Origin of the sequence: Terrabacter sp. 2TAF16 (assembly GCF_052115065.1) — a bacterium.
Lineage (GTDB): Bacteria > Actinomycetota > Actinomycetes > Actinomycetales > Dermatophilaceae > Terrabacter.
On sequence record NZ_JBFRFZ010000003.1, the window covers coordinates 103,735 to 124,679 of the forward strand.

At 71.2% G+C, this 20,945-nt stretch carries 21 protein-coding genes; 12 read left to right on the top strand and 9 right to left on the bottom strand.

What is annotated here, in order from left to right; genetic code table 11:
* The first annotated feature begins 18 nt into the window (after positions 1-18).
* Positions 19-717, top strand: coding sequence for a hypothetical protein (locus tag AB4Z14_RS04330; protein ID WP_442274114.1), 699 nt, complete (start codon positions 19-21; stop codon positions 715-717).
* Between the two features lie 34 nt (positions 718-751).
* A complete protein-coding gene (locus AB4Z14_RS04335) occupies positions 752-2,128 on the top strand; it encodes a glutamate decarboxylase (RefSeq protein WP_442274115.1) in 1,377 nt (458 codons plus the stop codon).
* 36 nt (positions 2,129-2,164) lie between these two features.
* Here the strand turns inward: AB4Z14_RS04335 and AB4Z14_RS04340 are convergent, their stop codons facing one another.
* Positions 2,165-2,545: a rhodanese-like domain-containing protein gene (locus tag AB4Z14_RS04340; RefSeq protein WP_442274116.1), complete on the bottom strand. Its 381-nt coding sequence runs from the start codon at positions 2,543-2,545 to the stop codon at positions 2,165-2,167.
* A gap of 266 nt (positions 2,546-2,811) precedes the next feature.
* On the opposite strand from AB4Z14_RS04340, the gene AB4Z14_RS04345 reads away from it, so the two are divergent.
* The 3 genes from AB4Z14_RS04345 (at position 2,812) to AB4Z14_RS04355 (ending at position 5,955) form a co-directional block, all read left to right on the top strand.
* On the top strand, positions 2,812-3,669 hold the full coding sequence (locus AB4Z14_RS04345; RefSeq protein WP_442274117.1) for a DMT family transporter: 858 nt from the start codon (positions 2,812-2,814) through the stop codon (positions 3,667-3,669).
* A 125-nt stretch (positions 3,670-3,794) separates the two neighbouring features.
* On the top strand, positions 3,795-5,273 hold the full coding sequence (locus tag AB4Z14_RS04350) for an HNH endonuclease signature motif containing protein (protein WP_442274118.1): 1,479 nt from the start codon (positions 3,795-3,797) through the stop codon (positions 5,271-5,273).
* A gap of 256 nt (positions 5,274-5,529) precedes the next feature.
* On the top strand, positions 5,530-5,955 hold the full coding sequence (locus AB4Z14_RS04355; RefSeq protein WP_442274119.1) for a hypothetical protein: 426 nt from the start codon (positions 5,530-5,532) through the stop codon (positions 5,953-5,955).
* 29 nt (positions 5,956-5,984) lie between these two features.
* Here AB4Z14_RS04355 and AB4Z14_RS04360 read toward each other — a convergent pair whose 3' ends face one another.
* Positions 5,985-6,146: a hypothetical protein gene (locus tag AB4Z14_RS04360; RefSeq protein WP_156415519.1), complete on the bottom strand. Its 162-nt coding sequence runs from the start codon at positions 6,144-6,146 to the stop codon at positions 5,985-5,987.
* A gap of 91 nt (positions 6,147-6,237) precedes the next feature.
* Here AB4Z14_RS04360 and AB4Z14_RS04365 point away from each other — a divergent pair, with 91 nt between their 5' ends.
* On the top strand, positions 6,238-7,200 hold the full coding sequence (locus tag AB4Z14_RS04365; RefSeq protein ID WP_442274120.1) for a GlxA family transcriptional regulator: 963 nt from the start codon (positions 6,238-6,240) through the stop codon (positions 7,198-7,200).
* Between the two features lie 57 nt (positions 7,201-7,257).
* Positions 7,258-8,532, top strand: coding sequence for a lipase family protein (locus AB4Z14_RS04370; protein WP_442274121.1), 1,275 nt, complete (start codon positions 7,258-7,260; stop codon positions 8,530-8,532).
* Between the two features lie 20 nt (positions 8,533-8,552).
* Here the strand turns inward: AB4Z14_RS04370 and AB4Z14_RS04375 are convergent, their stop codons facing one another.
* Genes AB4Z14_RS04375 through AB4Z14_RS04400 form a run of 6 tightly spaced genes read right to left on the bottom strand, consistent with a single transcriptional unit; the run spans position 8,553 to position 15,389 of the window.
* Complete coding sequence (locus tag AB4Z14_RS04375; protein ID WP_442274122.1) at positions 8,553-9,980, bottom strand: tryptophan-rich sensory protein; 1,428 nt, start codon at positions 9,978-9,980, stop codon at positions 8,553-8,555.
* A 4-nt stretch (positions 9,981-9,984) separates the two neighbouring features.
* A complete protein-coding gene (locus tag AB4Z14_RS04380) occupies positions 9,985-10,704 on the bottom strand; it encodes a CPBP family intramembrane glutamic endopeptidase (protein WP_056774914.1) in 720 nt (239 codons plus the stop codon).
* 8 nt (positions 10,705-10,712) lie between these two features.
* Positions 10,713-12,080 (bottom strand): cryptochrome/photolyase family protein, encoded by a 1,368-nt coding sequence (locus tag AB4Z14_RS04385; RefSeq protein WP_442274123.1) that lies wholly within the window; start codon positions 12,078-12,080, stop codon positions 10,713-10,715.
* Positions 12,080-13,357 carry a class I SAM-dependent methyltransferase gene (locus AB4Z14_RS04390; RefSeq protein ID WP_442274124.1) on the bottom strand — a complete coding sequence of 426 codons (1,278 nt, stop codon included), beginning with the start codon at positions 13,355-13,357 and terminating at the stop codon, positions 12,080-12,082. Before AB4Z14_RS04390 ends, AB4Z14_RS04385 begins: the two co-directional genes overlap by 1 nt.
* Positions 13,354-14,109, bottom strand: coding sequence for a DUF1365 domain-containing protein (locus tag AB4Z14_RS04395; RefSeq protein WP_442274125.1), 756 nt, complete (start codon positions 14,107-14,109; stop codon positions 13,354-13,356). The genes AB4Z14_RS04390 and AB4Z14_RS04395 overlap by 4 nt, the downstream gene beginning before the upstream one ends.
* Complete coding sequence (locus AB4Z14_RS04400) at positions 14,106-15,389, bottom strand: NAD(P)/FAD-dependent oxidoreductase (RefSeq protein ID WP_442274126.1); 1,284 nt, start codon at positions 15,387-15,389, stop codon at positions 14,106-14,108. The genes AB4Z14_RS04395 and AB4Z14_RS04400 overlap by 4 nt, the downstream gene beginning before the upstream one ends.
* A 157-nt stretch (positions 15,390-15,546) precedes the next feature.
* Here AB4Z14_RS04400 and AB4Z14_RS04405 point away from each other — a divergent pair, with 157 nt between their 5' ends.
* From AB4Z14_RS04405 to AB4Z14_RS04425, 5 genes are read left to right on the top strand one after another with little or no spacing between them, the layout of a single operon-like run.
* Positions 15,547-16,002, top strand: a complete 456-nt coding sequence (locus AB4Z14_RS04405; protein ID WP_442274127.1) for an SRPBCC family protein — start codon at positions 15,547-15,549, stop codon at positions 16,000-16,002.
* A gap of 3 nt (positions 16,003-16,005) precedes the next feature.
* Positions 16,006-16,968 carry a MerR family transcriptional regulator gene (locus AB4Z14_RS04410; RefSeq protein WP_442274128.1) on the top strand — a complete coding sequence of 321 codons (963 nt, stop codon included), beginning with the start codon at positions 16,006-16,008 and terminating at the stop codon, positions 16,966-16,968.
* Between the two features lie 2 nt (positions 16,969-16,970).
* Positions 16,971-17,720: a cobalt-precorrin-6A reductase gene (locus AB4Z14_RS04415; RefSeq protein ID WP_442274129.1), complete on the top strand. Its 750-nt coding sequence runs from the start codon at positions 16,971-16,973 to the stop codon at positions 17,718-17,720.
* 29 nt (positions 17,721-17,749) lie between these two features.
* Complete coding sequence (locus AB4Z14_RS04420; RefSeq protein ID WP_442274130.1) at positions 17,750-19,534, top strand: SulP family inorganic anion transporter; 1,785 nt, start codon at positions 17,750-17,752, stop codon at positions 19,532-19,534.
* Positions 19,535-19,544: 10 nt separating this feature from the next.
* Positions 19,545-20,003, top strand: coding sequence for an MOSC domain-containing protein (locus AB4Z14_RS04425; protein ID WP_442274131.1), 459 nt, complete (start codon positions 19,545-19,547; stop codon positions 20,001-20,003).
* 71 nt (positions 20,004-20,074) lie between these two features.
* On the opposite strand, the gene AB4Z14_RS04430 is transcribed toward AB4Z14_RS04425, so the two are convergent.
* Positions 20,075-20,782, bottom strand: a complete 708-nt coding sequence (locus AB4Z14_RS04430; RefSeq protein WP_442274132.1) for a hypothetical protein — start codon at positions 20,780-20,782, stop codon at positions 20,075-20,077.
* Positions 20,783-20,945 lie beyond the last annotated feature (163 nt).

Genomic DNA, 20,945 nt, shown 5'->3' on the forward strand with positions numbered 1-20,945 from the left:
GACGGGAGCGAGCCGAGGATGAGGGTACGACCAGAACGCCTGAACGCGGCGATCGCCTGGCTCTTCATGGCCGGCTCTGCGTGCTTCGTGCTGGGCTCGTTGCCTGCCTACCTGAATGCCGTCGGCGGATGGGTCGATGGCGTCACCTACGTCGTCGGCTCGGTCTTCTTCACCAGCGCTTCGTCCTGCCAGCTCGTGCAGGCGCAGAACCCCTCGACGACCGCCGTCGACGAGGTCACCCAGCACCAGCCGGTCCAGGCCCGTCTGTGGTGCTGGCTGCCGCACGACCTGAACTGGCTGGCCGCGGCCGTGCAGCTCCCCGGCACGCTGTTCTTCAACGTCAGCACCGTCGCCGCCGTGACCCACAACGCGACGGCCGCCGAGTCCGATCGCTACGTGTGGCGGCCCGACCTCTACGGGTCGGTGCTCTTCCTCGTGGCGAGCGCCTGCGCCGTGCTCGCGGTCTCGAGCCGCTTCCTCAGCGTCCAGCCCCGGTCGTTCCCGTGGCGGATCGCCTGGCTCAACATGCTCGGCTCGGTGTTCTTCATGGCCTCCGCGATCGCCAGCTACGTCGTGCCGAGCACGGACCAGGTGCTGAGCACGCGGATCGCCGTGGCCGGGACCTTCTGGGGCGCCGTGTGCTTCCTCGTCGGCGCCGCACTCCTGCTCCCGGCCTGGCGTCGTGTCGTCGCGACCGCCACGCCCGCGAGTCCCTAGACACCACCCCTCCGTCCGACTCAAGGAGAAGCGCATGTCCACACCGTCCGAGATCAACGCCATAGCAGCGCTCTACGGCAACCGCTTCGTGACCGAGGAGGTGCCCAGCCGTGAGTTCCCGGTCACGGGGATGAGCGCGGTGGACGCCCGGCGCCTGGTGGCCGAAGACCTCGCCCTCGAAGGGGATCCGGGGCGCAACCTCGCGACCTTCGTCACCACCTGGATGGAGCCGGAGGCGCAGCAGATCATCGCGGAGAACCTGCACCGCAACTTCATCGACCACGCGGAGTACCCGCGCACGGCCGAGATCGAGCAGCGGTGCATCCGGATGCTCGCCGACCTGTTCCACGCCCCGGGCGAGACCACGGGAGCTCGTACGCAGGGCTCGTCCGAGGCGATCATGCTCGGCGGTCTGTCGCTGAAGTGGAACTGGCGCACCCGTCGCCAGGCCGCGGGCGGCTCGACGGAGCGTCCGAACCTGGTCTTCGGCGGCGACGTGCACGTCGTGTGGGAGAAGTTCTGTCGCTACTTCGACGTCGAGGCGCGGATCGTCCCGCTTCAGCCCGGGAAGTACACCATCGGCCCGGAGGACGTCGCGCCGCACGTGGACGAGAACACCATCGGAGTCGCGGCCGTCCTCGGCACCACCTTCACCGGCCACAAGGACGACATCGTCGGCATCAACGACCTCCTCGTGCAGATGAAGCGAGAGCGTGACCTCGACGTGCCGCTTCATGTCGACGGGGCCAGTGGTGGCTTCGTGTGGCCGTTCCTCTACCCCGACTCGCCGTGGGACTTCCGGCTCGAGCAGGTGCGCTCGATCAACGTCTCGGGTCACAAGTTCGGCCTGGTCTATCCGGGCATCGGCTGGCTGATCTTCCGGGAGGTCGCAGACCTGGCGCCCGACCTGGTCTTCAAGGAGAACTACCTCGGCAAGACCGACTCGACCTTCACCCTGAACTTCTCGACGGGGTCGGCGATGGTCCTGGCGCAGTACTACAACCTCGTGCGCTACGGACGTGAGGGCTACACCTACATCATGCGCAACATGCAGGCGAATGCTCGGATGCTCGGCGACAAGCTCGAGGCGATGGGGCGCTTCGAGCTGATCGGCCGGGAGGAGGAGCAGCTCCCGCTCGTCGCCTTCATGCTGTCCGGTGACCACGGGTACGACGAGTTCGACATCGCCTGGCAGCTGTCTGCCGAGCGCGGTTGGATGGTGCCCGCCTACACGCTGCCGCCCGACGCCCAGGACGTCACCATCATGCGCGCGCTGGTCAAGGAGACGATGAGCCGCGAGCACGTCGACACGCTGGCCCGCGACATCGAGGAGGCCTGCACGACGCTGGCCGCGAAGGGTGCGGCACACGAGTCGGAGCGAGCCAAGATGGTCAGCGGCCCGGGCCACTGATCAACTGCTGCGCCCTCGACCGTCCTCGGTCCGGGCCTACTCGGCGGAGGCGAGCCACGCCCGCCACGCGGCATACCCCCCGATGACGTCGGTGGCGCGGTGGATGCCGAGGTCCTGGAGCGAGGCGGCCGCCAGGCTGGACGTGTAGCCCTCCTGGCAGAGGACGATCACCTCGAGGTCGTGGCTCGCGACCGGCAGCGACGCGTCGCTCGAGGGATCGAGACGCCACTCGAGGACGTTGCGCTCGATCACCGTCGCGAAGGGCAGCTCACCCTCGGCCGCACGCTGGGCGGCGGGGCGGATGTCGACGACGAGCGCGCCGTCCGCACGTGCCATCTCGGCCTGCTCGGGCGTGAGCCGGTGGAGGCGACCGCGAGCCTCGGCGAGGACCTCGTCGATGGTGCGGGGTCGGGACATGGTCAGGCCTCTCGGGACGGGCAGCGGCAGGTCGGCACCCTTGCGCTGGGGGCACGTCCACCGTGCCACACGGCGGGCGTCGGCGCCTGTGCGACCGGACGCCTGACACCCGTCCGTGGTGGCGGGATGTGGGGGACATCTGACCGGAAAACCGGCGGCGCTCTGTCGGTGTCGACGCCTACGGTCGTCGGGTGACCGTGGACTCCCGCACTGCATCCCAGGCCCCGTCCAGCGCTCGCCGTGCAAGGTGGCTCATCCTGGCTGCCGTGGCCGTGACGCTCCTCCTCTGGGCGTCCGCGTTCGTCGCGATCCGCCACCTCGGCCGAGACGTGCCGCCGGGCGCGCTGTCGCTCGGGCGTCTGCTCGTCGCGTCGGTCGCCCTCGGGGTCCTCGTCTTCCGACGGCCGCGGACCTGGCCGGCCCGCCGCGACTGGCCCCTGCTGCTGCTCTGCGGGGTCGGCTGGTTCGGCATCTACAACCTCGCCCTCAACGAGGCCGAGCGGCGCATCGACGCCGGCACCTCCGCGCTCATCGTGCAGATCGGGCCGATCATCGTCGCGCTCCTCGCCACGGTCTTCCTCGGTGAGAAGATGACGCGTTGGCTGCTCATCGGCATGGCCGTCGGCTTCGCCGGTGTCGTCGTCATCGCGCGCGGCTTCTCCTCAGGCGACTCCGGCGACATGGTGGGCGTGTGGCTCGCCGTCCTGGCTGCGGTGACGTATGCCGTGGGCGTCCTCGCGCAGAAGCCGCTACTCGGGCGGTTGCCGGGTCCCGAGGTCACGTGGCTCGCCTGCATCATCGGCGCCGTCGTGTGCCTGCCGTGGAGCGGCGAGCTCGTCACCGTGGTGCGTGACAGCGAGCCCAGCACCTTGTGGTGGATCGCCTACCTCGGCATCTTCCCGACCGCCATCGCCTTCTCGACGTGGGCCTACGTGCTGGCGCGCAGCGATGCCGGCACGCTGACCCTGACGACGTTCCTCGTGCCGTTCATCGCGACACTCATCGCCTGGGCGCTGCTCTTCGAGGTGCCGCCGCCCCTGACCTTCGTCGGCGGGGCGTTGTGCATCGCCGGTGTCCTGCTGACGCGGCGCAAGCCACGAGTGGATCCGACCGCGGAGGAGTGAGCGCGCTCCGATCCCTTTGCGACGCAACGGGATCGGATGGACTCACAGTGTGGACAGACCTTCACAGTCTATCGAACGTGTGTTCCAATAGAGGGGTCGGCGACCCGGGTGGGAGGAGTGAGTTCGTGCCATTCCTCGACACCGGGCGTCCGGCGCCCGACGCGACTGACGGTGGCAGCAGCCTCGATCCCCGCGTGGTCTGGCTGCTCGGTCAGGCGAAGGCCCGCGCCGATCGCGCGCAGGAGCGCAGCGCGTCCCTCACGTTGGATGACGAGGCCGAGGAGGTGCTCTCGCAGATCGAGCGCCTCGAGGTCCAGAAGGCTCGCCTCGAGGGTCGTCTCGTCGACGCGTATGCCGCGCTGCACTCCGTCGAGGAGCAGCAGCTCGCCCGGTGGACGACGAGCTCGCCCGTCCCGATCACGGCCGACCAGGTCGCCGCGCAGGAGATCGCCTGGGCGACCGGGGTGGGCGCGACCGAGGTCGCCCGCCGGCTCGAGCTCGCGACAGCACCCCGGCGTCATCGGGTGCTGCGTGAGCGGCTGCGGACCGGTGCTGTCAGTCTCCAGCGAGCCCTGCGCGTCGTCGTCGAGACGCGGGCGCTGGGCGACGACGTCCTCCCCGACCTCGAGGCCACGGTGCTCGCGCCGGCTCCGGACGGCGCGGTCGCCTCTCAGCGCCTCTTCGCCACGCGGTTGCAGCGGTGCGTCCGCTCGGCCGACTCCCGGGCTGCCGAGGAGCGCCGCCGGTCCTCTCGTCTGCGCCGCACGGCGTACGGCCGCCTCGTCGAGGACGGGATGGGGACGTTCACCGTCGTCGCGCCGGCCGAGCGGATCGTCGGTGTGCTCGACCGGGTCGATGCCCTGGCTCGGGTCGCCCGCGCGGGTGGCGACGACCGCAGCCTCGACCAGCTGCGCAGCGACCTGCTCTGCGACCTCGCCCTCTTCGGCGTCGTCCCGTCCGGCACTGGAGGACCTGTCGGTGCCGGTGGCGGTCTCGGTGGTGGTCTCGAGGAAGAGCTCTCGTGTACGGGCCTGCTGTCCGACGCGGCGCCCGCGGCCGTCCGCATCGTCGTCCCGTTCGAGGTCGCCGTCGGGATGTCCGACGCCGCCTGCGAGCTGCCCGGCCACGGCTGGGTCACCGCCGCCCACGCCCGCCAGATCATGACCGCACCGGGCTCGGTGTGGCAGCGCCTTGCCGTCGACGTCGACACCGGCCGCGCCCTCGAGCTCTCCACCGACTGCTACCGCCCGACCGCCGCGATGGTCGAGCACGTGCGGGCCGTCGACGGCGTCTGCCGGGCCCCCGGGTGCCAGGTGCCGGCCGACCGGTGCGACCTCGACCACGTCGTCCCGTGGCCGGCCGGCTCCACCCACGTCTCCAACTCCGAGTCCCTGAGCCGGGGCTGCCACAACGGCAAGACCGCCGGAGTCTGGCAGGTCGAGCGGGTCGACGACGACGGCATCTCCTGGTCCTCGCTCGCCGGTCGCGACTACATCACCTATCCCAAGGACTGGCGAGAAGCCCTCCGCGACCCGGGCTCGGGTCCACCGCCTCGATGCCTTTCAGCTGGAGCCGAGACTGCCGACGATCCGCCACCCTTCTGACCGCTGGGCTCGGCTGTGCGGGCACGGCGTGCAGTGAGGCTGGTCCGGGCTCAGTCGCCGGTGACGGTCGTGAGGCAAGAAGGGATGGCCGACAGCGTCGAGCAGGACCCGCAGGCGGGCGGGGCCGGCTGGCGCGCGGCTTCGACAGCGCCAATGGCGGCGGGTGGGCCTAGCGTGGCCGGATGACGCTCCCGGCGGACAGTCATGTGCACAGCGAGTGGTCGTGGGACGCCGCGCACGGATCCATGGACCGCACGTGCGCGCGGGCGCTCGAGCTGGGACTGCCGCGGACATCGTCCGCAGCTACCTGCGCGACGTCGCAGCCATGGTCGCGGCCGACGACGCCTTCGAGGTCCTCGCCCACATCGACGACCCCATCCGTTCTTGGGACGAGGCCGCGGACGGCCCCTTCGACCCGGCGGAGTTCGAGGTCGAATTCCACCAGGCCCTCGAGGCCGTCGCGGAGGCCGGCAAGGTGCTCGAGATCAACACGGTCCTGCCGCTGCACCCGACGGTCGTCCGCTGGTGGCACGACGTCGGCGGTGGCGCGGTGAGCTTCGGCAGTGACGCGCACGAGCCCGTGTCGCTCGCCCGTCGGTTCCGCGACGCCCGGCACCTCGCCGAGGCCTGTGGCTTCCGACCGGCTCGCGATCCGCACGACCTGTGGCCGCGCATCGACTGACGGCCGCCAGCCGGCGCGGGCCAGGTGTGTCAGCGGGTGACGGGCACGTCGTGCAGGACGCGCTCGATGTCGCGGTCGACCTCGGCGTCGGCGCCGAAGGGAGCGCGCGGCAGTGAGAACGTCCGACGGTGGTGCGGCTCGAGGGCCGCGACGATGGCGATGATCATGACGAAGAAGAAGATGATGTCCATGGCAGAAAGTCTGCGCTCATCATGATCCCGCCACGAGTGGCAGAACTGTCGATGATCGACAAGATCCTGCCAACCGTGCCATGCTGGCCGGATGCTGCGCACCATCGCCGTCATCGCCCAGGAGCCCGTGGCCATGTTCGAGCTCGGCGTCCTCTGTGAGGTCTTCGGCATCGACCGCACCGACGACGGTGTCCCGCCCTTCGACTTCCGCGTCTGCTCGGCACGCCCGGGCGAGGTGCTCCGCACGACGAGCGGCCTCAGCATCGTCGCGCCCTTCCCTCTCGAAGCCGCCCGCGGTGCCGACCTCGTCGCCATCCCCGGCGGAGCCGTCGACGGTCCCTACGACCCGGACGTCCTCGACATCCTCCGCCACACCGCAGCGAACGGCGGTCGCGTCCTCTCCGTCTGCTCGGGCGCCTTCCAGCTCGCCGCCGCCGGCCTGCTCGACGGCCGTGAGTGCACGACCCACTGGAGGTATGCCGCCCGGCTGGCCGACGAGCACCCCCGCGCCTGCGTTGACCTCGACGTCCTCTACGTCGAGGACGGCCCGGTCCTGACGAGCGCCGGCACGGCTGCCGGCATCGACGCGTGCCTGCACATCGTGCGCACCGAGCTCGGCTCGGAGGTGGCGACCCGCATCGCGCGCCGCATGGTCGTCCCGCCGCACCGTTCCGGTGGGCAGCGCCAGTTCGTCGAGACGCCCGTCCCGTCCGAGCCGTGCGAGGGCCTCCAGGACGTCATGGAGTGGGTTGCCGAGCGCCTCGACGAGGAGCACTCGATCCCGTCGCTCGCCAGGCGGGCGGCCATGTCGGAACGCACCTTCGCCCGCCGCTTCACCGCCGAGGTCGGCACGACCCCGCACAAGTGGCTGACGAGCCAGCGGGTGCTCCGGGCCCGTCACCTGCTCGAGTCGACCGACCTCGACATCGAGCGGATCGCCCGCGAGAGCGGCTTCGCGACGGCCGCCGTGCTGCGGCACCACTTCCAGCGCGAGATCGGCATCCCGCCGGTCGCGTACCGCCGCGCCTTCACGAAGCAGCCCGCCTCGGCCTGACCCTCCGCCGCAGCTTCAGCGCGACAGGCTTGGTTACCGTCAGTAAGTTGCTGGCCAGTGGACGCCACCGACGTCGTCCTGCCGCCTGAGGAGAACGCCGCCATGCCTCGTTCGACCCAACGCCCGTCCCGCACCCGTCGCGTCGTCGGCGTCGTCGTGCTCGCGATCGCCGCGGCGGTCATGTCGCCGGTCACGACAGCCCGGGCCTCTGGCTTCTACGACCCTCCCGCGCCCGTCACCGGAGCACCCGGCACGGTGCTCGAGGCCGAGCCGATGACCTTCTATCTCGACCCGGTCAAGGCCGTCCCGTCGACCGCGCGCGCCACTCGGGTCAGGTATGCCAGCCGCGACCGCAGCGGCGCCCCGATCGCCGTGACGGGCACCGTCCTCGTGCCGCCGGTCCCGTGGTTCGGTCCGGGCCAGCGCCCCCTCATCAGCTACGCCGCGGGCACCCAGGGGATGGGTGACCAGTGCGCCCCGAGCCGTCAGCTCGCCGCCGGCTCGGAGTACGAAGGCGCCTTCATCTCCGGCCTGCTGACCCGCGGCTATGCGGTCGCCATGACCGACTACCAGGGCCTCGGCACACCCGGCACCCACACGTACATGGTCCGCGAGGCCCAGGCGCACGCCGTCCTCGACATGGTGCGCGCCGCCCAGCGCCTCCCCGGCACCGGGCTGCCGAGCGGCGGCCCGGTCATGCTGGCCGGTTACAGCCAGGGCGGCGGTGCGAGTGCCGCAGCCGTGGAGCTCGCGCCCACGTATGCCCCAGAGCTGAGGCTCGAGGGTGCGGTCGCCGGCGCCGTCCCCGCCGAGCTCGGTGCCGTCGCCGACCACCTCGACGGCAGCCTCTACTCGGCCTTCGCGCTCTACGCCGTCGCCGGCCAGTCCGCCGCCTACGGCCTCGACCTCGACGGCTTCCTCAACGCCCGAGGCACCTCCGTCATCGCCGCGGTCAAGGGCGAGTGCGTCGGCGAGTCGATCGCCCTGCACGCCTTCACCCGCTCGAGTGACCTGACGAAGGACGGCCGCACGCTGACCGAGCTCGCCGCGGCAGAGCCCTTCCGATCGATCATCGCCGAGCAGCGCATCGGCCGGCTGAAGCCCGCCGTCCCGGTGCTCGTGACGCACTCCGTCCTCGACGACGTCATCCCGTATGCCGTCGGGCGCGGTCTCGCGCACGACTGGTGCACCCGCGGCGCCAACGTGGCCTTCTCTCCCAACATCACGCCGACGCACGTCGGCGGGGCGGTGCCGTCGTTCGCCAAGCAGTACGCCTTCCTCGAGGCCCGCGTCGCCGGGCTCCCCCAGGTCTCCGACTGCTGGTGGCTCTGAGCCGGTCCGACCGGCCGGGCTCAGCGGTTGCGGCGCGCGATCGCCGTCGAGAGGGCGGTCGCGAAGCCGCACCACACGGCATACGGCGACAGGGCGATCCCGGCCCCCTTGCTGACGGTGCCGGCGCGGCGGGCGAGGTCCGCCGCGCTTGCCGTGAGCAGCGCCGCCTCCGCGGCCGCCACCCACGGCTTGCGTACGCGCCAGAAGAGCACGCTCCAGGCCGTGTTGAGGGCGAGGTTGGTCCCGAAGGCCTTGAGGTAGGCGTTGCGACCCTCGGTGTCACCGGCCTTGTCGTACGCGTTGAGCGCCGTCGCGGACGTGGCCGCGATGTCGGCGTAGAGCGCGGTCCACACCAGGGGGAAGGCGAGCGTCGGGGGCTGCCAGTCCGGCAGGTCGAGCGATCGGTACCAGCGTGACTCCGGTTGCGTCGCAAGCGAACCCGCAACGGCGCTCGCCACCGTCGCGGCGCTCGTCAGGGCGAGGTTGCGCATCGCCGTGTCGGGCTTGGCCGTGTGCATCGCCGACCGGACGGCCGTGTCGAAGTCGATGAAGCCCCCGGGCACGTCGACGTGCTCCCTGATGTCGTCCTCCTTGGCGACGACCTCGTGGACGAGGCTGCCGACGAGCGGCTTGGCCAGGCCCGCCGAGATCGGGGTGACGAGCCCGACCCAGTGGCTCGCCAGGCGCGGCGTCAGCACCGGCACGGTCACGACGACCGGGCGGCGCCGGTCCGTCGCGTCGGAGAAGCGGGCGATCATCTCGCGGTAGGTCAGCACCTCGGGACCCCCGATGTCGAAGGTGCGGTTGACCTCGGGGGCCAGGCTGCCGGCGCCCACGAGGAGCGTCACGACGTCGTCGATGGCGATCGGCTGGATCTTGTTGTCGAGCCACTTCGGCGCGACCATCGCCGGCAGGCGGGTCGTGAGGTAGCGCAGCATGTCGAAGGACGCCGACCCGTCACCGAGCACGACGGCGGCCTGGAGCACCGCGGTCGGCACGCCCGAGTCGAGCAGGATGCGGCCGACCTCGACGCGCGAGGCGAGGTGTGGCGAGAGCACCTCGTCATCGGGGTGCAGGCCGCCGAGGTAGACGATGCGCGAGACCCCGGCCTCCTTCGCCGCCTCCGAGAAGATCGTCGCCGCCTCACGGTCGCGCTCCTGGAAGTCGGGCTGGTCGTCCATCGAGTGCACGAGGTACCACGCGGCGTCGACGTCCTCGAGCGCGCGGCGCATGTCGTCGGCCGACGCGACGTCACCCTCGGCGACCTCGACCCGGTCGACCCACGGCTTGTCGTCCATCGAGGCGCGGCGGCGGGTCAGCACCCGGACCGACCAGCCCTCGTCGAGCAGCCGCGGCACGACCTGCCCGCCGACGTATCCGGAGGCGCCCGTGACTAGGGCGCGGCGCGGAGTGGTGTCGGTCGTGGTGGAGTTCGGGGCAGGGTTCATGCGGTCACCTGGTCAGCTCGAGGGCGGGTGGGAGGAGCAGGAGCATCCCGGTCGACCACACGACGTGCGTGATGATCGGCCCGAGGAAGCCGCCGGTGACGCGGCGCTGCAGGGCGGTCACGAGACCGATGACGGCAGCCGCCAGGACGAGCAGCGGGATGCCGCTGCCGACGGTGGTCAGGGCGTAGAGCAGGGTCGTCAGGGTCACCTGGTGGCGCGGGAGGGCGGCGTAGAGGGCGCCGCGGAAGTAGAGCTCCTCGACGACGCCGTTGACGAAGGTGATGGCGAGCACCGCCGTGAAGGCCCCGAACCGAGCGTGGTCGAGCAGCTGGTCGACCGGCTCGCGCAGCACGGGGATGCGGGCGACGACGAGCGCACCGACGAGGAAGAGGACGAGGAGCAGCACGCCGAGCACGAGGGACTGCACGATCGGCCGGGCCTTCTCGCCGCGACGCGTGTGCCCCATGCCCGCGTGCAGGGGGCCCGACAGCAGCGCGCCGACGAGCCACACCGCCGCCAGGGCGAGCGTCGCGACGTAGAAGAGCGGGTCGCCCGGGGTGATCCGCAGCGCCCAGGCCAGCACCGCGGTGCCCACGACGAAGGTGAGCGCGACGACGACCTGACGGCGCCGGAAGACGTCGTCGGGGTCGCGGTGGTCGCGGTCCACCTTCTCGATGAGCGCGGCGTTGACGAACGCACGCAGCTCGGTCACGGGGCCCCGCATCTCGTCTCCTAGCCTCGGGCGCGCTCGTAGCGGGCCAGGGTCTCCTTGCGCTCCTCATCATGGTCGACGACGCGCTGGGGATACTCGTGGTCGTACCCGTTGTCGTGCTTCCACGGCTCGTGAGCCGCGCCACCCGGTAGGTGGGCGAGCTCCGGGACCCAGCGCCGGACGTACGCCCCGTCGGGGTCGAACTTCTTTCCCTGCGTCACCGGGTTGAAGACGCGGAAGTACGGCGACGCGTCGGTGCCCGTGCCGGCGACCCACTGCCACCCGTGGTTGTTGGAGGCGATGTCGCCGTCGACGAGGTGGTCGAGGAAGTGCTGTGCCCCGACCGGCCACCAGACGTGGAGGTCCTTGGTGAGGAAGCTCGCCGTGATCATCCTGACGCGGTTGTGCATCCAGCCCTCCGCGAGCAGCTGGCGCATGCCGGCGTCGACGACGGGGTAGCCGGTGCGCCCCTCGCGCCACACGTCGACGAGCCGGTCGGTCTCGGCGCCCGAGTCGTAGGGCAGCTTCGCGAGCTCGGGCCGCAGGTCGTGCCACGCCGAGTCCGGGCGGTGCCACAGCACGTCGGCGTAGAACTCGCGCCAGATCAGCTCGGTGACGTAGGTGCTCGCGGCCTGCGACCGCCCCGCCGAGTGCGCCGCGATGTCGGCGAGCATCGTGCGGGGGTGGATCTCGCCGTACTTGAGCGGCGCCGACAGCCGGCTCGTCGTGTCGAGGTCGGGACGGTCGCGTTCCCTGTCGTATGCCGTGAGCCCGTCGTGGAGGAAGCTCTCCCACCGCTTGAGCGCGGCGGCCTCGCCGGCCTCGAGCCGGGACAGGTCGGGCACCTCGGGCAGCGGGTCGCTGTGGACGTCCTCGCGCAGCCACGGGATGCGCTTGGGGCGAGCTGCCGGAGCCGGCCGCCCGTGCTGGTGCCATGCCTTGGAGAAGGGTGTGAAGACCTTGTACGGCGAGCCCGCCTGGTTGACGATGCGACCCGGCCCGACGGCATACGGCGTCCCTGTGGCCACGAGCTCGCGCCCGTCCTCGGCGAGGGCCTTCTCGACGGCGTCGTCGCGTCGGCGGCCGTAGGGCGTCGTCTCCCCCGACACGTGGACCTGTGTCGCCCCGACCTGCTTGGCGAGTCGGGTGATGACGTCGACGGGGTCACCGCGCCGGACGACGAGCGCCCCCCGGGTGTCCTTCGACAGCGACGCGAGGGAGGCGAGCAGTCGCCGGGTGCGGGGCGTGTCGGTCTCCAGCAGCCGTGGGTCGAGGACGAAGACCGGCAGCACGTGCGCGGCCGCGTCGACCGCCGCGAGCAGCGCCGGGTGGTCGTTCAGCCGCAGGTCGCGGCGGAACCACAGGATCGACGTCGTCGACGGAGCCATCACGAGGCCGCGGCCGCGGCGCCCTCCCGCTCGAAGCGCACCTGGGCCACGTCGAGGTAGCCGGTCGCGAATCCCGCCTCGCAGTAGGCGAGGTAGAACTCCCACTTGCGGCGGAAGGTCTCGTCGAAGCCGAGGGCGTGCACCTCGGGCCAGCGGGCGAGGAAGGTCTCGCGCCAGCGCCGCAGGGTCTCGGCGTAGTCGGTGCCGAACGCCTCGACGGCCGACATGCGCAGCGTCGTCGCGGCGTCGGTCGTCTCGCTCATCGCCTGGAGGCTCGGGATGAGCCCGCCGGGGAAGATGTGCTTCTGGATCCAGCCGTAGGAGTGCTTCGTCGCCATGAGCCGCTCGTGCGACATGAGGATCGCCTGGACGGCCGCGATGCCGCCCGGGGCGAGGCGCTCGTCGATGGTGCGGAAGTAGGTCTCCCAGTACTCCTCGCCGACGGCCTCGATCATCTCGACGCTGACGACGGCGTCGTAGACACCCTCGACCTCGCGGTAGTCCTGGATGCGGATGTCGACGGTGTCGGTGAACCCGGCATCGGCCACGCGCTGACGGGCGAGCGCCGCCTGCTCCTTGGAGAGGGTGACGCTCGTGACCGTGGCGCCGCGCCGCGCCGCCTCGAGGGCGAGCGTGCCCCAGCCGGTGCCGATCTCGAGCACACGGCTGTCCTGGCCGACCTTGGCCATGTCGAGGATCGCGTGGACCTTGCGCAGCTGGGCCTCCTCGAAGGACTGCGTGCGCAGCGGCTCGTCCTCGTCGAAGATCGCCGAGCTGTAGCTCATCGTCTCGTCGAGGAAGGTCGCGAAGAGGTCGTTGGACAGGTCGTAGTGCGCCTCGATGTTGCGGCGCGAGCCGAGCAGCGAGTTGTTCTGGATGCTCGGGATGCGGCGGTCGACGAAGCCGCGCAGCCGCAGCCACCCCTCGGGGACGGCCGTCGTCATGCGCTCGGCGAAGGGCATGAGCAGCTCGGCGAGGTCGGTGCCCTCGGCGGCCTTCCAGTCCCCGGCCATGTAGGCCTCGCCGATCCCGATCTTGGGGTGGTGCGCGAGCCGCTCGAAGACGGCGGTCGGACGCACGATCTCGAGCCCCGGCCGGTCGGTCCGACGCGTGCCGCCACCGAGGAGCAGGCCGTCCGGCATGACGACGTCGACCGGCACGCGCTTGGCGACCTGGGCGAGGATGCTGCGGGCCAGGCGGGCGCGCACGCACAGGACGCGCAGGGTGGGGCGGCGCAGGCACAGCGGCTGGGCCATGGTCGGGGACTGGGCGGTCATCGGACGGCCTCCTTGGGGTGTCGGGGGCGGGGCATGACGGGCAGACGGCGCAACCACAGACGGATGCCGTGTACCCGGATGAGGGTCGTCACTCTCTGTGTGATGAGGCCGTGACGTCGGACGAGGCGGAGCAGCGCACGGGTCGTGGCCGGCTCCGGGGTGCCGCGGGTGACGGCGGTCATGATCCGCTCGCCGTCGCGGTCGAGGGCCACCGTCACGCTGACGGCGCCGGGCTCGAGGACGAGGCGGACGGCATACTCCCCGCGGGTGTCGTTGAAGGGGGAGACGTAGAAGGCCTTGCCGACGGTCGCCGTGCCGTCGTCGTGGACGTCGAGGAGGTAGGCGTGGCGCTCGCCGTACGTGTTGTGCACCTCGAAGACGACGGCGAGGAGCGAGCCGTCGGGCCGCAGGCACCAGAAGACCGACAGGGGGTCGAAGGTGTGGCCGAGCACCCGCGCGTTGGCGAGCATGAGGACACGGTCCTCGTCGGCCAGCGACACACCGCGCGCCGCGAGGAAGCGCTCGATGTCGCCGCGGATGCCGCCGCCGAGCCGACCCTCGTCGAGGTGGTCGCGCACGTCGAAGCGCGCGAGCAGCCTTGCAGGCCAAGGGAGTCGGGGTAGATGGTCGACGTCGACGAGCCACTGGTAGTGGCCGTAGGTGAAGCTGTGGTGCAGCGGGGTGCGGCGCGAGTGGGCCACGGTGCCGTCGACGAGCGCGGGCACCTCGGGCGGTGTCAGGACGGCCGTCACCAGCGCACCCCGAAGGACTCTGCGGCTTCCACGCCGGAGCGGCACCCGTCCTCGTGGAAGCCCCAGCCGAGGTGTGCGCCGGCGAAGGCCAGGCGGTCGCCGCCGCCCTCGCGCAGGCGCGACGCGGCCTCGACGGCCTCACGCGTGAAGATCGGGTGGTCGTAGGACATCCGCGCCGTCACGAGCGACTCGTCGATGCTGCCTTCCGGGTTGAGCGTCACGACGTGGTCGTCGGCGTCGGTGATGCCGTGGAGGCGGTTCATCCAGTAGCTGACGGTGACGTCGGGGGCCGGGGCGTCACATGCGTGCATGCGGTAGTTCCAGGAGGCCTTGGCCTGGCGCGGCTTCGGCAGGACCGATGAGTCGCGGTGCAGCCAGGTCTCGTTGCGGGAGTAGCGGATCGCCGAGAGGTCACGCTTCTCGTCGGGCATCGCGTCAGCGAGCAGGTCGAGGGCCTGGTCTGCGTGCGTGGCGATGACGGCGCGGTCGAACGTCGCCGTCCGACCGTCGCCCACGAGCACGTCCACGCCGTCGTCGTGCCTCGTCACGGCGGTCACCGGGCTCTCCTTGCGCACGTCGGGCAGGCGCTCGACGAGCCGGTCGACGTAGGTCGCCGACCCGCCGGTGACGGTGCGCCACGTGGGCGACCCCGTCACCGTCAGCATCCCGTGGTGGTCGAGGAACCGGAAGAGATGACGCGCCGGGTAGGACGACGCGTCGAGGTCGCCGCACGACCAGACGCAGGCCACGAGCGGGATCGCGAAGTGGCGCACGAAGTAGTCGGAGAAGCCCTCGACGGCGAGGAACTCGCCCCACGTCGGGTCCTGCGAGTCGTCGGCGAGCAGGGCGCGCGCTGCCGCGTGGAAGCGCGGGACGTCGCGGAGCATCCGGATGAAGCGAGGGTCGGCGAGGCGGCGCTTCTGGGCGAACATCCCCCTGGGACCGCGCCCACCGGCATACGACAGGCCGCACCCCTCGCACGTGATGCTCATGCTCATCTCGGTCGGCTGGGTCGGCACGTCGAGCTCGCTGAAGAGGCGGAGCAGGTGCGGGTAGGTCTTCTCGTTGTGCACGATGAAGCCGCTGTCGATGCGCAGGCTGCCATCGCGCCCGGGGACGTCGTGGGTGTGCGCGTGCCCGCCGAGGCGGGTGTCGCTCTCGTAGAGGGTCACGTCGTGCGTCGCGCTGAGCACGTGGGCGGCGGTCAGGCCGGACACGCCCGCGCCGATGACGGCTGCGGTCGGTCTGGTCGACGGGGTGGGTCGGTTCGGTCGAGTCACCGAGGCCTCCTGGCTGATGTGGTCCCGTGTGGTTCGGCGCGGAGCCCCGACCGGATGGTTCCGACGGTTCGAGTGACGGAGGTCGCGTCGTGCGTTGTCCATCCTTCGTCCACACCGTAGAGTGGCTGTACAAGGTCTGTCAAAGGTTGGAGAACGCATGGAGATCGAGCGCAGCGTCACGGTGGCACACCCGGTCGGCCGTGTGTTCGCGTACCTCAGCGACTTCACGAACACCACGGAATGGGACCCAGGGACCGTCCGCACCGAGCGGGTGTCGGGCGACGGGGGCCTCGGCACGCGCTACCACAACGTGTCGAAGTTCCTCGGCCGTGAGACCGAGCTCGACTACATGGTCATCGAGCACGTCCCCGACGAACGGTTCGCGCTGCGGGGCGAGAACGCGACGGTCGTCGCCAAGGACACGATGACCTTCGTGCGCACCGTGACCGGCTCGGGAGCAGCCGCGGGCGAGGGCACGACGGTGACCTACCGGGCGGACTTCGAGTTCAAGGGCATCGCCAAGCTCGCCGCACCGCTGCTCGCGCCGGCCTTCAAGAAGCTGGGCGACGAGGCCGAGCAGGGCATGCGAGACGCGTTGAGCAGGCTGGGGTAGCGGATGTACACCATCAAGCGTGCCGCGGAGCTGACCGGGATCAGCGTCGCCACCCTGCGCGCCTGGGAGCGCCGCTACGGCGTCGTCAGCCCGCAGCGCTCCGACGGCGGCTACCGCCTCTACGGCCCCGAGGACGTCCGCGCCCTCGCGATCATGAACTCCCTCGTCAACGAGGGCTGGTCGGCCCGTGAGGCCGCCGCCGAGACGACCCGGCGGCTCTCGAGCCGCGACCCCGCTGGTCGCGAGGCACCCTTCGGTCGCGCCGACCGCGCCGACCGCGCCGACCGAGAGGGCCGCGGCGGCCGCGGCGGCCGCGTCGCACCGCTGCGCCCCGGCGGGCGCTACCAGTCCGAGGACGCCGAGGCGTTCATCCGCGCGGCCGAGCGGCTCGACTCCGCGTCCGCGACGGCAGTGCTCGATGCGCGCTTCGCGCTCGGCACCTTCGAGCACGTCGTCGACGACTGGCTCATGCCGACCCTCCAGCTCGTCGGTGAGGAGTGGGCGCACGGCCGGCTCACCGTCGCCGGTGAGCACCTCGTCTCGTATGCCGTCCAGCGCCGTCTCGCAGCCGCCTACGAGGCCGCGTCGGTCCGGGTCGACGGCCCGACCCTCCTCATCGGTCTGCCACCCGGTTCCCGTCACGAGCTCGGCCTGCTCGCCTTTGCCGTGGCCGCGCGTCGGGCCGGCTTCGCGACGGTCTACGTCGGCGCCGACCTGCCCGTCGAGGACTGGCTGCGCGCGATCGAGGCTCGAGGGGCGACCGGCATGGTCATGGCCGTGCCGCGCAACATCGACATCGCCTCGGCGCAGGAGATCGTCGACACCGTGGCCCGCGTCCACCCGGAGGTCGTCATCGGGCTCGGCGGCAGCCAGCAGAACGAGATCAGCGGACCCTGCGTGCACCTCGGCCACTCGATCACCGTCGCGGTGGGCGAGATGACGCGCCGCCTGCGCATCCCCGCCTGACGGTGCGCGTCCTCGTCCTCGGGGGCACGGGGGAGGCTCGGGACCTCGCCGGTCGCCTCGTCGAGCGCGGCGACGCCGTCGTGTCGAGCCTCGCGGGTCGGGTCAGCGCGCCGGCCCTGCCGGTCGGCGAGGTGCGCGCCGGCGGCTTCGGCGGTGTCGACGGCCTCGCCGACCACCTCGTGGCGCACGGCTACGACGTCGTCGTGGACGCGACCCACCCCTTCGCCGCGCAGATCACGGGCAACGCCGTCGCCGCCTGTGGCCGGGTCGGCGTGCCGCTCGTCCGACTCCAGCGGCCGGGGTGGTCGCGCCACCCGCTCGCCGGGGCGTTCACCTGGGTCGACGACGTCGAGGCCGCGCGGGTCGCGGCCGAGGCCCTCGGGGTCCGGCCGTTCCTCACGACCGGGCGCCAGCAGCTCGAGACCTTCGCCGCGTGGGACGACCGCTACGTCCTGGCGCGTGTCGTCGACCCGCCCGACTGGGATGTGCCCTCCTCCTGGGAGGTGCTGAGGGCGCGCGGGCCCTACCCCTACGCCGCCGAGCGCGAGCTCCTCGAGAGCCGGGGCGTCGACGTGCTCCTGACCAAGGACTCCGGCGGCGCCCTGACGGAGGCCAAGCTCGGTGCCGCCCACGACCTCGGCGTGCCCGTCGTCGTCGTGCGACGACCGCCGGTGCCCGACGGCGTGGACGTCGTCGAGTCGGTGGGGGAGGCCCTCGGCGCGATCGGCGCGATGGGCGCGAAACCGGCCTGACGGCATACGACCTCGCGTACGTTCGAGAGGTGACGGCGGACCTGCAGCAGCGGGCGCGGTGGGAGCGGCTGCTCCCGGGTGTGGCGGTGCTGCGCCGCTACGACAAGGTGTGGTTGCGCGGCGACGTGCTCGGTGGCATCACGGTCGCCGCCTACCTCGTGCCCCAGGTGCTCGCCTACGCCGAGGTGGCCGGACTGCCCGCGGTCAGCGGGCTGTGGGCCGTCGGGCCGGGACTGCTCGTCTACGCGGTGCTCGGGTCGTCGCGACAGCTGTCCGTCGGGCCCGAGTCGACGACCGCGCTCATGACGGCTGCCGGCGTGGGTGCGCTCGTGACGGCCGGCGGGGGCATCGCGATGCGCCAGGAGATGGCTGCGCTCCTCGCGATCGCCGTCGGGCTCATCTGCCTCGTCGGCTTCGTGACGCGGCTCGGCTTCCTCTCCGACCTGCTGTCGAAGCCGGTGCTCGTCGGCTACATGGCCGGCATCGCGGCACTCATGATCGTCAGCCAGATCGGCAAGGTGACCGGGCTCCACGTCGACGGCGACTCCTTCCTCCAGGAGGTGAGGTATGCCGTCACGCACCTCGGCGACGTCCACGTGCCGACGGTGCTGCTGTCGCTGGGCGTGCTCGTCGTGCTCTTCGCCTTCCAGCGCTTCGCGCCGCTCTGGCCGGGGCCGCTCATCGCGATGCTCGGGGCGACGGTGGTCGTCGCCGTCCTCGACCTCGCCGACCGTTTCGGCATCACGCTCGTCGGCCCCGTGCCGGAGGGGCTCCCGTCCTTCTCGCTGCCCGACGTGTCCGACGTCGACGTGTGGGCCCTGCTGCCTGCGGCCCTGGGCGTCGCGGTCGTCGCCTACTCGGACAACGTGCTGACCGGCCGGGCCTTCGCCGGCCGCCACCGCGAGACCATCGACAGCGACCAGGAGTTCCTGGCCCTCGGCGGCGCCAACGTCGCGACCGGCCTGTTGCAGGGCTTCCCGATCAGCTCGAGCGGCAGCCGCACCGTCATCGCCGACTCGATGGGGGCACGCACCCAGCTGCACTCCCTCGTCTCGCTCGTCCTCGTCATCGCGACCCTGCTCTGGCTCGGGCCGGTCATCGCGGCCTTCCCCACCGCGGCGCTCGGCGCCGTCGTCGTCTACGCCGCGATCCGCCTCGTCGACATCGCCGAGATGCGGCGCATCGGCGCGTTCCGGCGCAGCGAGCTCGTGCTGGCTCTCGCGACGACCGTCGCCGTGCTCCTCTTCGGGGTGCTGCCCGGCATCGGGGCGGCGATCGCGCTCTCGGTGCTCGACCTGCTGCGCCGCATCGTCCACCCGCACGACGGGGTGCTCGGCTACGTGCCCGACGTCGCGGGCATGCACGACATCGACGACCACCCGGACGCCGTGCAGGTGCCCGGCCTCGTCGTCTACCGCTACGACTCGCCCCTCTTCTTCGCCAACTCCGACGACTTCGTCAGCCGTGCCCTCAAGGTCGTCGACGAGGCGACCCGCCACGCACGGGTCGAGTGGTTCCTGCTCAACGCCGAGGCCAACACCGAGGTCGACCTCACGGCCGTCGACGCGCTCGAGACCCTGCGCTCGACGCTCTCGGACCGGGAGATCCGCTTCGCCATGGCCCGGGTCAAGGAGGACATGCGGCTCTCGCTCGAGGCGGGTGGCTTCATCGAGAAGGTCGGGACGGACCTCATCTTCCCGACGCTGCCGACCGCCGTGGCCGCGTATGCCGCGTGGTACGAGCGCGAGCACGGCTCTGGTCCGCCCGGGCTGCGGATCCCACCCGTGCCGGTCCAGCCCGAGCCCGACGCCTAGCCTTGCCGGCATGCACCTCGACCCACCTGCCGCGCCGCCGACCGTCGTCGGCATTCATGTCGCCAAGGGGCGCCGGCTGCCGACGCGCTCGGTGCCGAGCGTCGAGGCGGAGGCCGGCGCCGGGCTCGTCGGTGACCGCTACCACGGAAGCAAGCACCGGCACGTGACGATCCAGTCGCTCCCCGACCTCGAGGCGGCCGCTGCGGACCTCGGCCGTCCGGTCGACCCGGGCCTGACGCGTCGCAACCTGACGATCTCCGGCGGCGTGATCCCGACGAAGCCGGGCACCCGCATCTCCATCGGCGACGTCGAGCTCGAGGTCGTGCGCATCGCGGCGCCCTGCCGCCTCCTCGACGACAACCTCGGACCGGGCGCGGCGCGGGCGCTGCACGCGCGGGCGGGGACGGTCTTCCGGTTGCTGACGTCCGGGACGATCAGCGTCGGCGACGAGGTCGACTTTCACTCCTAGACCGATCCGGCCATCTGTGCACGTCAGCGACTCGCCCGCTTTCGCGACCATCGGGTGGACGTACTAAATGATCACTTGGGCCTCACCGCCGCGCCGCTTGAGCATGTCGTTCCCTCCTGCGCGCTTTCGACCTTGACGGTGTAGGTGGCAAGTTTCAACCCGTCCGAACCTTTGAGTTCAAAAGCTCCGCAGGGCGTCAGACTGCCGTCGGCAGTCTTTCCCAGTGGTCTCAGTACGGCGCGATCGCCCTCGATGAATACGAGTACAGGGCTCCCTGCCTTTGTGCTTGATTCCAGCACTCGCACCGGGCCGGTGATTGAAGTCGCGTACATGATGGCCCCAACTATCGCCGCATACAGCCACATCCCCCCAGCCAGAATGGGGATACTGAGTAAGGCAAGAAAGTACTGCCAGAGGCTCGGCGGACCGGTGGCGGGTACCGGCGGCTTTTGGTGCCCACTCCAGGCTCGAAGTCCTGCCCAGAGGGCCAAAATCATGGCCGCAACGATCACGATCAACCAACGGCCGCCAGCATCCTGAAAGATGAGTGCGGCAACTGTGCAAGCGAGTGTCAGGGCCAGCAAGACGTTTCGATAGATGACGCGACGCCGCTTTGACGCGTTCGTCCAGTGTGTGACGAAAGTAACCAGTGCCACGAGGGCCGCCGTAGGTATGACAAGAGCCGATGCCGTGGCCAGGCCGGAGACCTCGATGTACTGCTCGGGCACGTCGTATGCCGTTGCCTGAAAGTGCGCGAGCGTGGCTTCGGTAGCGCCCACCAACCAAGCGAATAACGCCGCCCCCAACGCGGCCAGAAGTGGCAGAAGTACCGACTGCTGCTTCTTTGCCCATTTGGCGACGGGGTCGGGGGGAGATGTTGGCCCAGATGCTGCCGTAGGGGAAGAAGCAGGTGCGCTAACGGACGAGGCAGAAGTGCTGGAT

What these genes read in the sequence shown, in the direction of transcription:
- AB4Z14_RS04425 (WP_442274131.1), top strand. Translation starts at nt 19,545, where the DNA reads ATGCACCTCGACCCACCTGCCGCGCCGCCGACCGTCGTCGGCATTCAT.
- AB4Z14_RS04390 (WP_442274124.1), bottom strand. Translation starts at nt 13,357, where the DNA reads ATGACCGCCCAGTCCCCGACCATGGCCCAGCCGCTGTGCCTGCGCCGC.
- AB4Z14_RS04360 (WP_156415519.1), bottom strand. Translation starts at nt 6,146, where the DNA reads ATGGACATCATCTTCTTCTTCGTCATGATCATCGCCATCGTCGCGGCC.
- AB4Z14_RS04385 (WP_442274123.1), bottom strand. Translation starts at nt 12,080, where the DNA reads ATGGCTCCGTCGACGACGTCGATCCTGTGGTTCCGCCGCGACCTGCGG.
- AB4Z14_RS04365 (WP_442274120.1), top strand. Translation starts at nt 6,238, where the DNA reads ATGCTGCGCACCATCGCCGTCATCGCCCAGGAGCCCGTGGCCATGTTC.
- AB4Z14_RS04375 (WP_442274122.1), bottom strand. Translation starts at nt 9,980, where the DNA reads ATGAACCCTGCCCCGAACTCCACCACGACCGACACCACTCCGCGCCGC.
- AB4Z14_RS04405 (WP_442274127.1), top strand. Translation starts at nt 15,547, where the DNA reads ATGGAGATCGAGCGCAGCGTCACGGTGGCACACCCGGTCGGCCGTGTG.
- AB4Z14_RS04410 (WP_442274128.1), top strand. Translation starts at nt 16,006, where the DNA reads ATGTACACCATCAAGCGTGCCGCGGAGCTGACCGGGATCAGCGTCGCC.
- AB4Z14_RS04335 (WP_442274115.1), top strand. Translation starts at nt 752, where the DNA reads ATGTCCACACCGTCCGAGATCAACGCCATAGCAGCGCTCTACGGCAAC.
- AB4Z14_RS04340 (WP_442274116.1), bottom strand. Translation starts at nt 2,545, where the DNA reads ATGTCCCGACCCCGCACCATCGACGAGGTCCTCGCCGAGGCTCGCGGT.
- AB4Z14_RS04380 (WP_056774914.1), bottom strand. Translation starts at nt 10,704, where the DNA reads ATGCGGGGCCCCGTGACCGAGCTGCGTGCGTTCGTCAACGCCGCGCTC.
- AB4Z14_RS04330 (WP_442274114.1), top strand. Translation starts at nt 19, where the DNA reads ATGAGGGTACGACCAGAACGCCTGAACGCGGCGATCGCCTGGCTCTTC.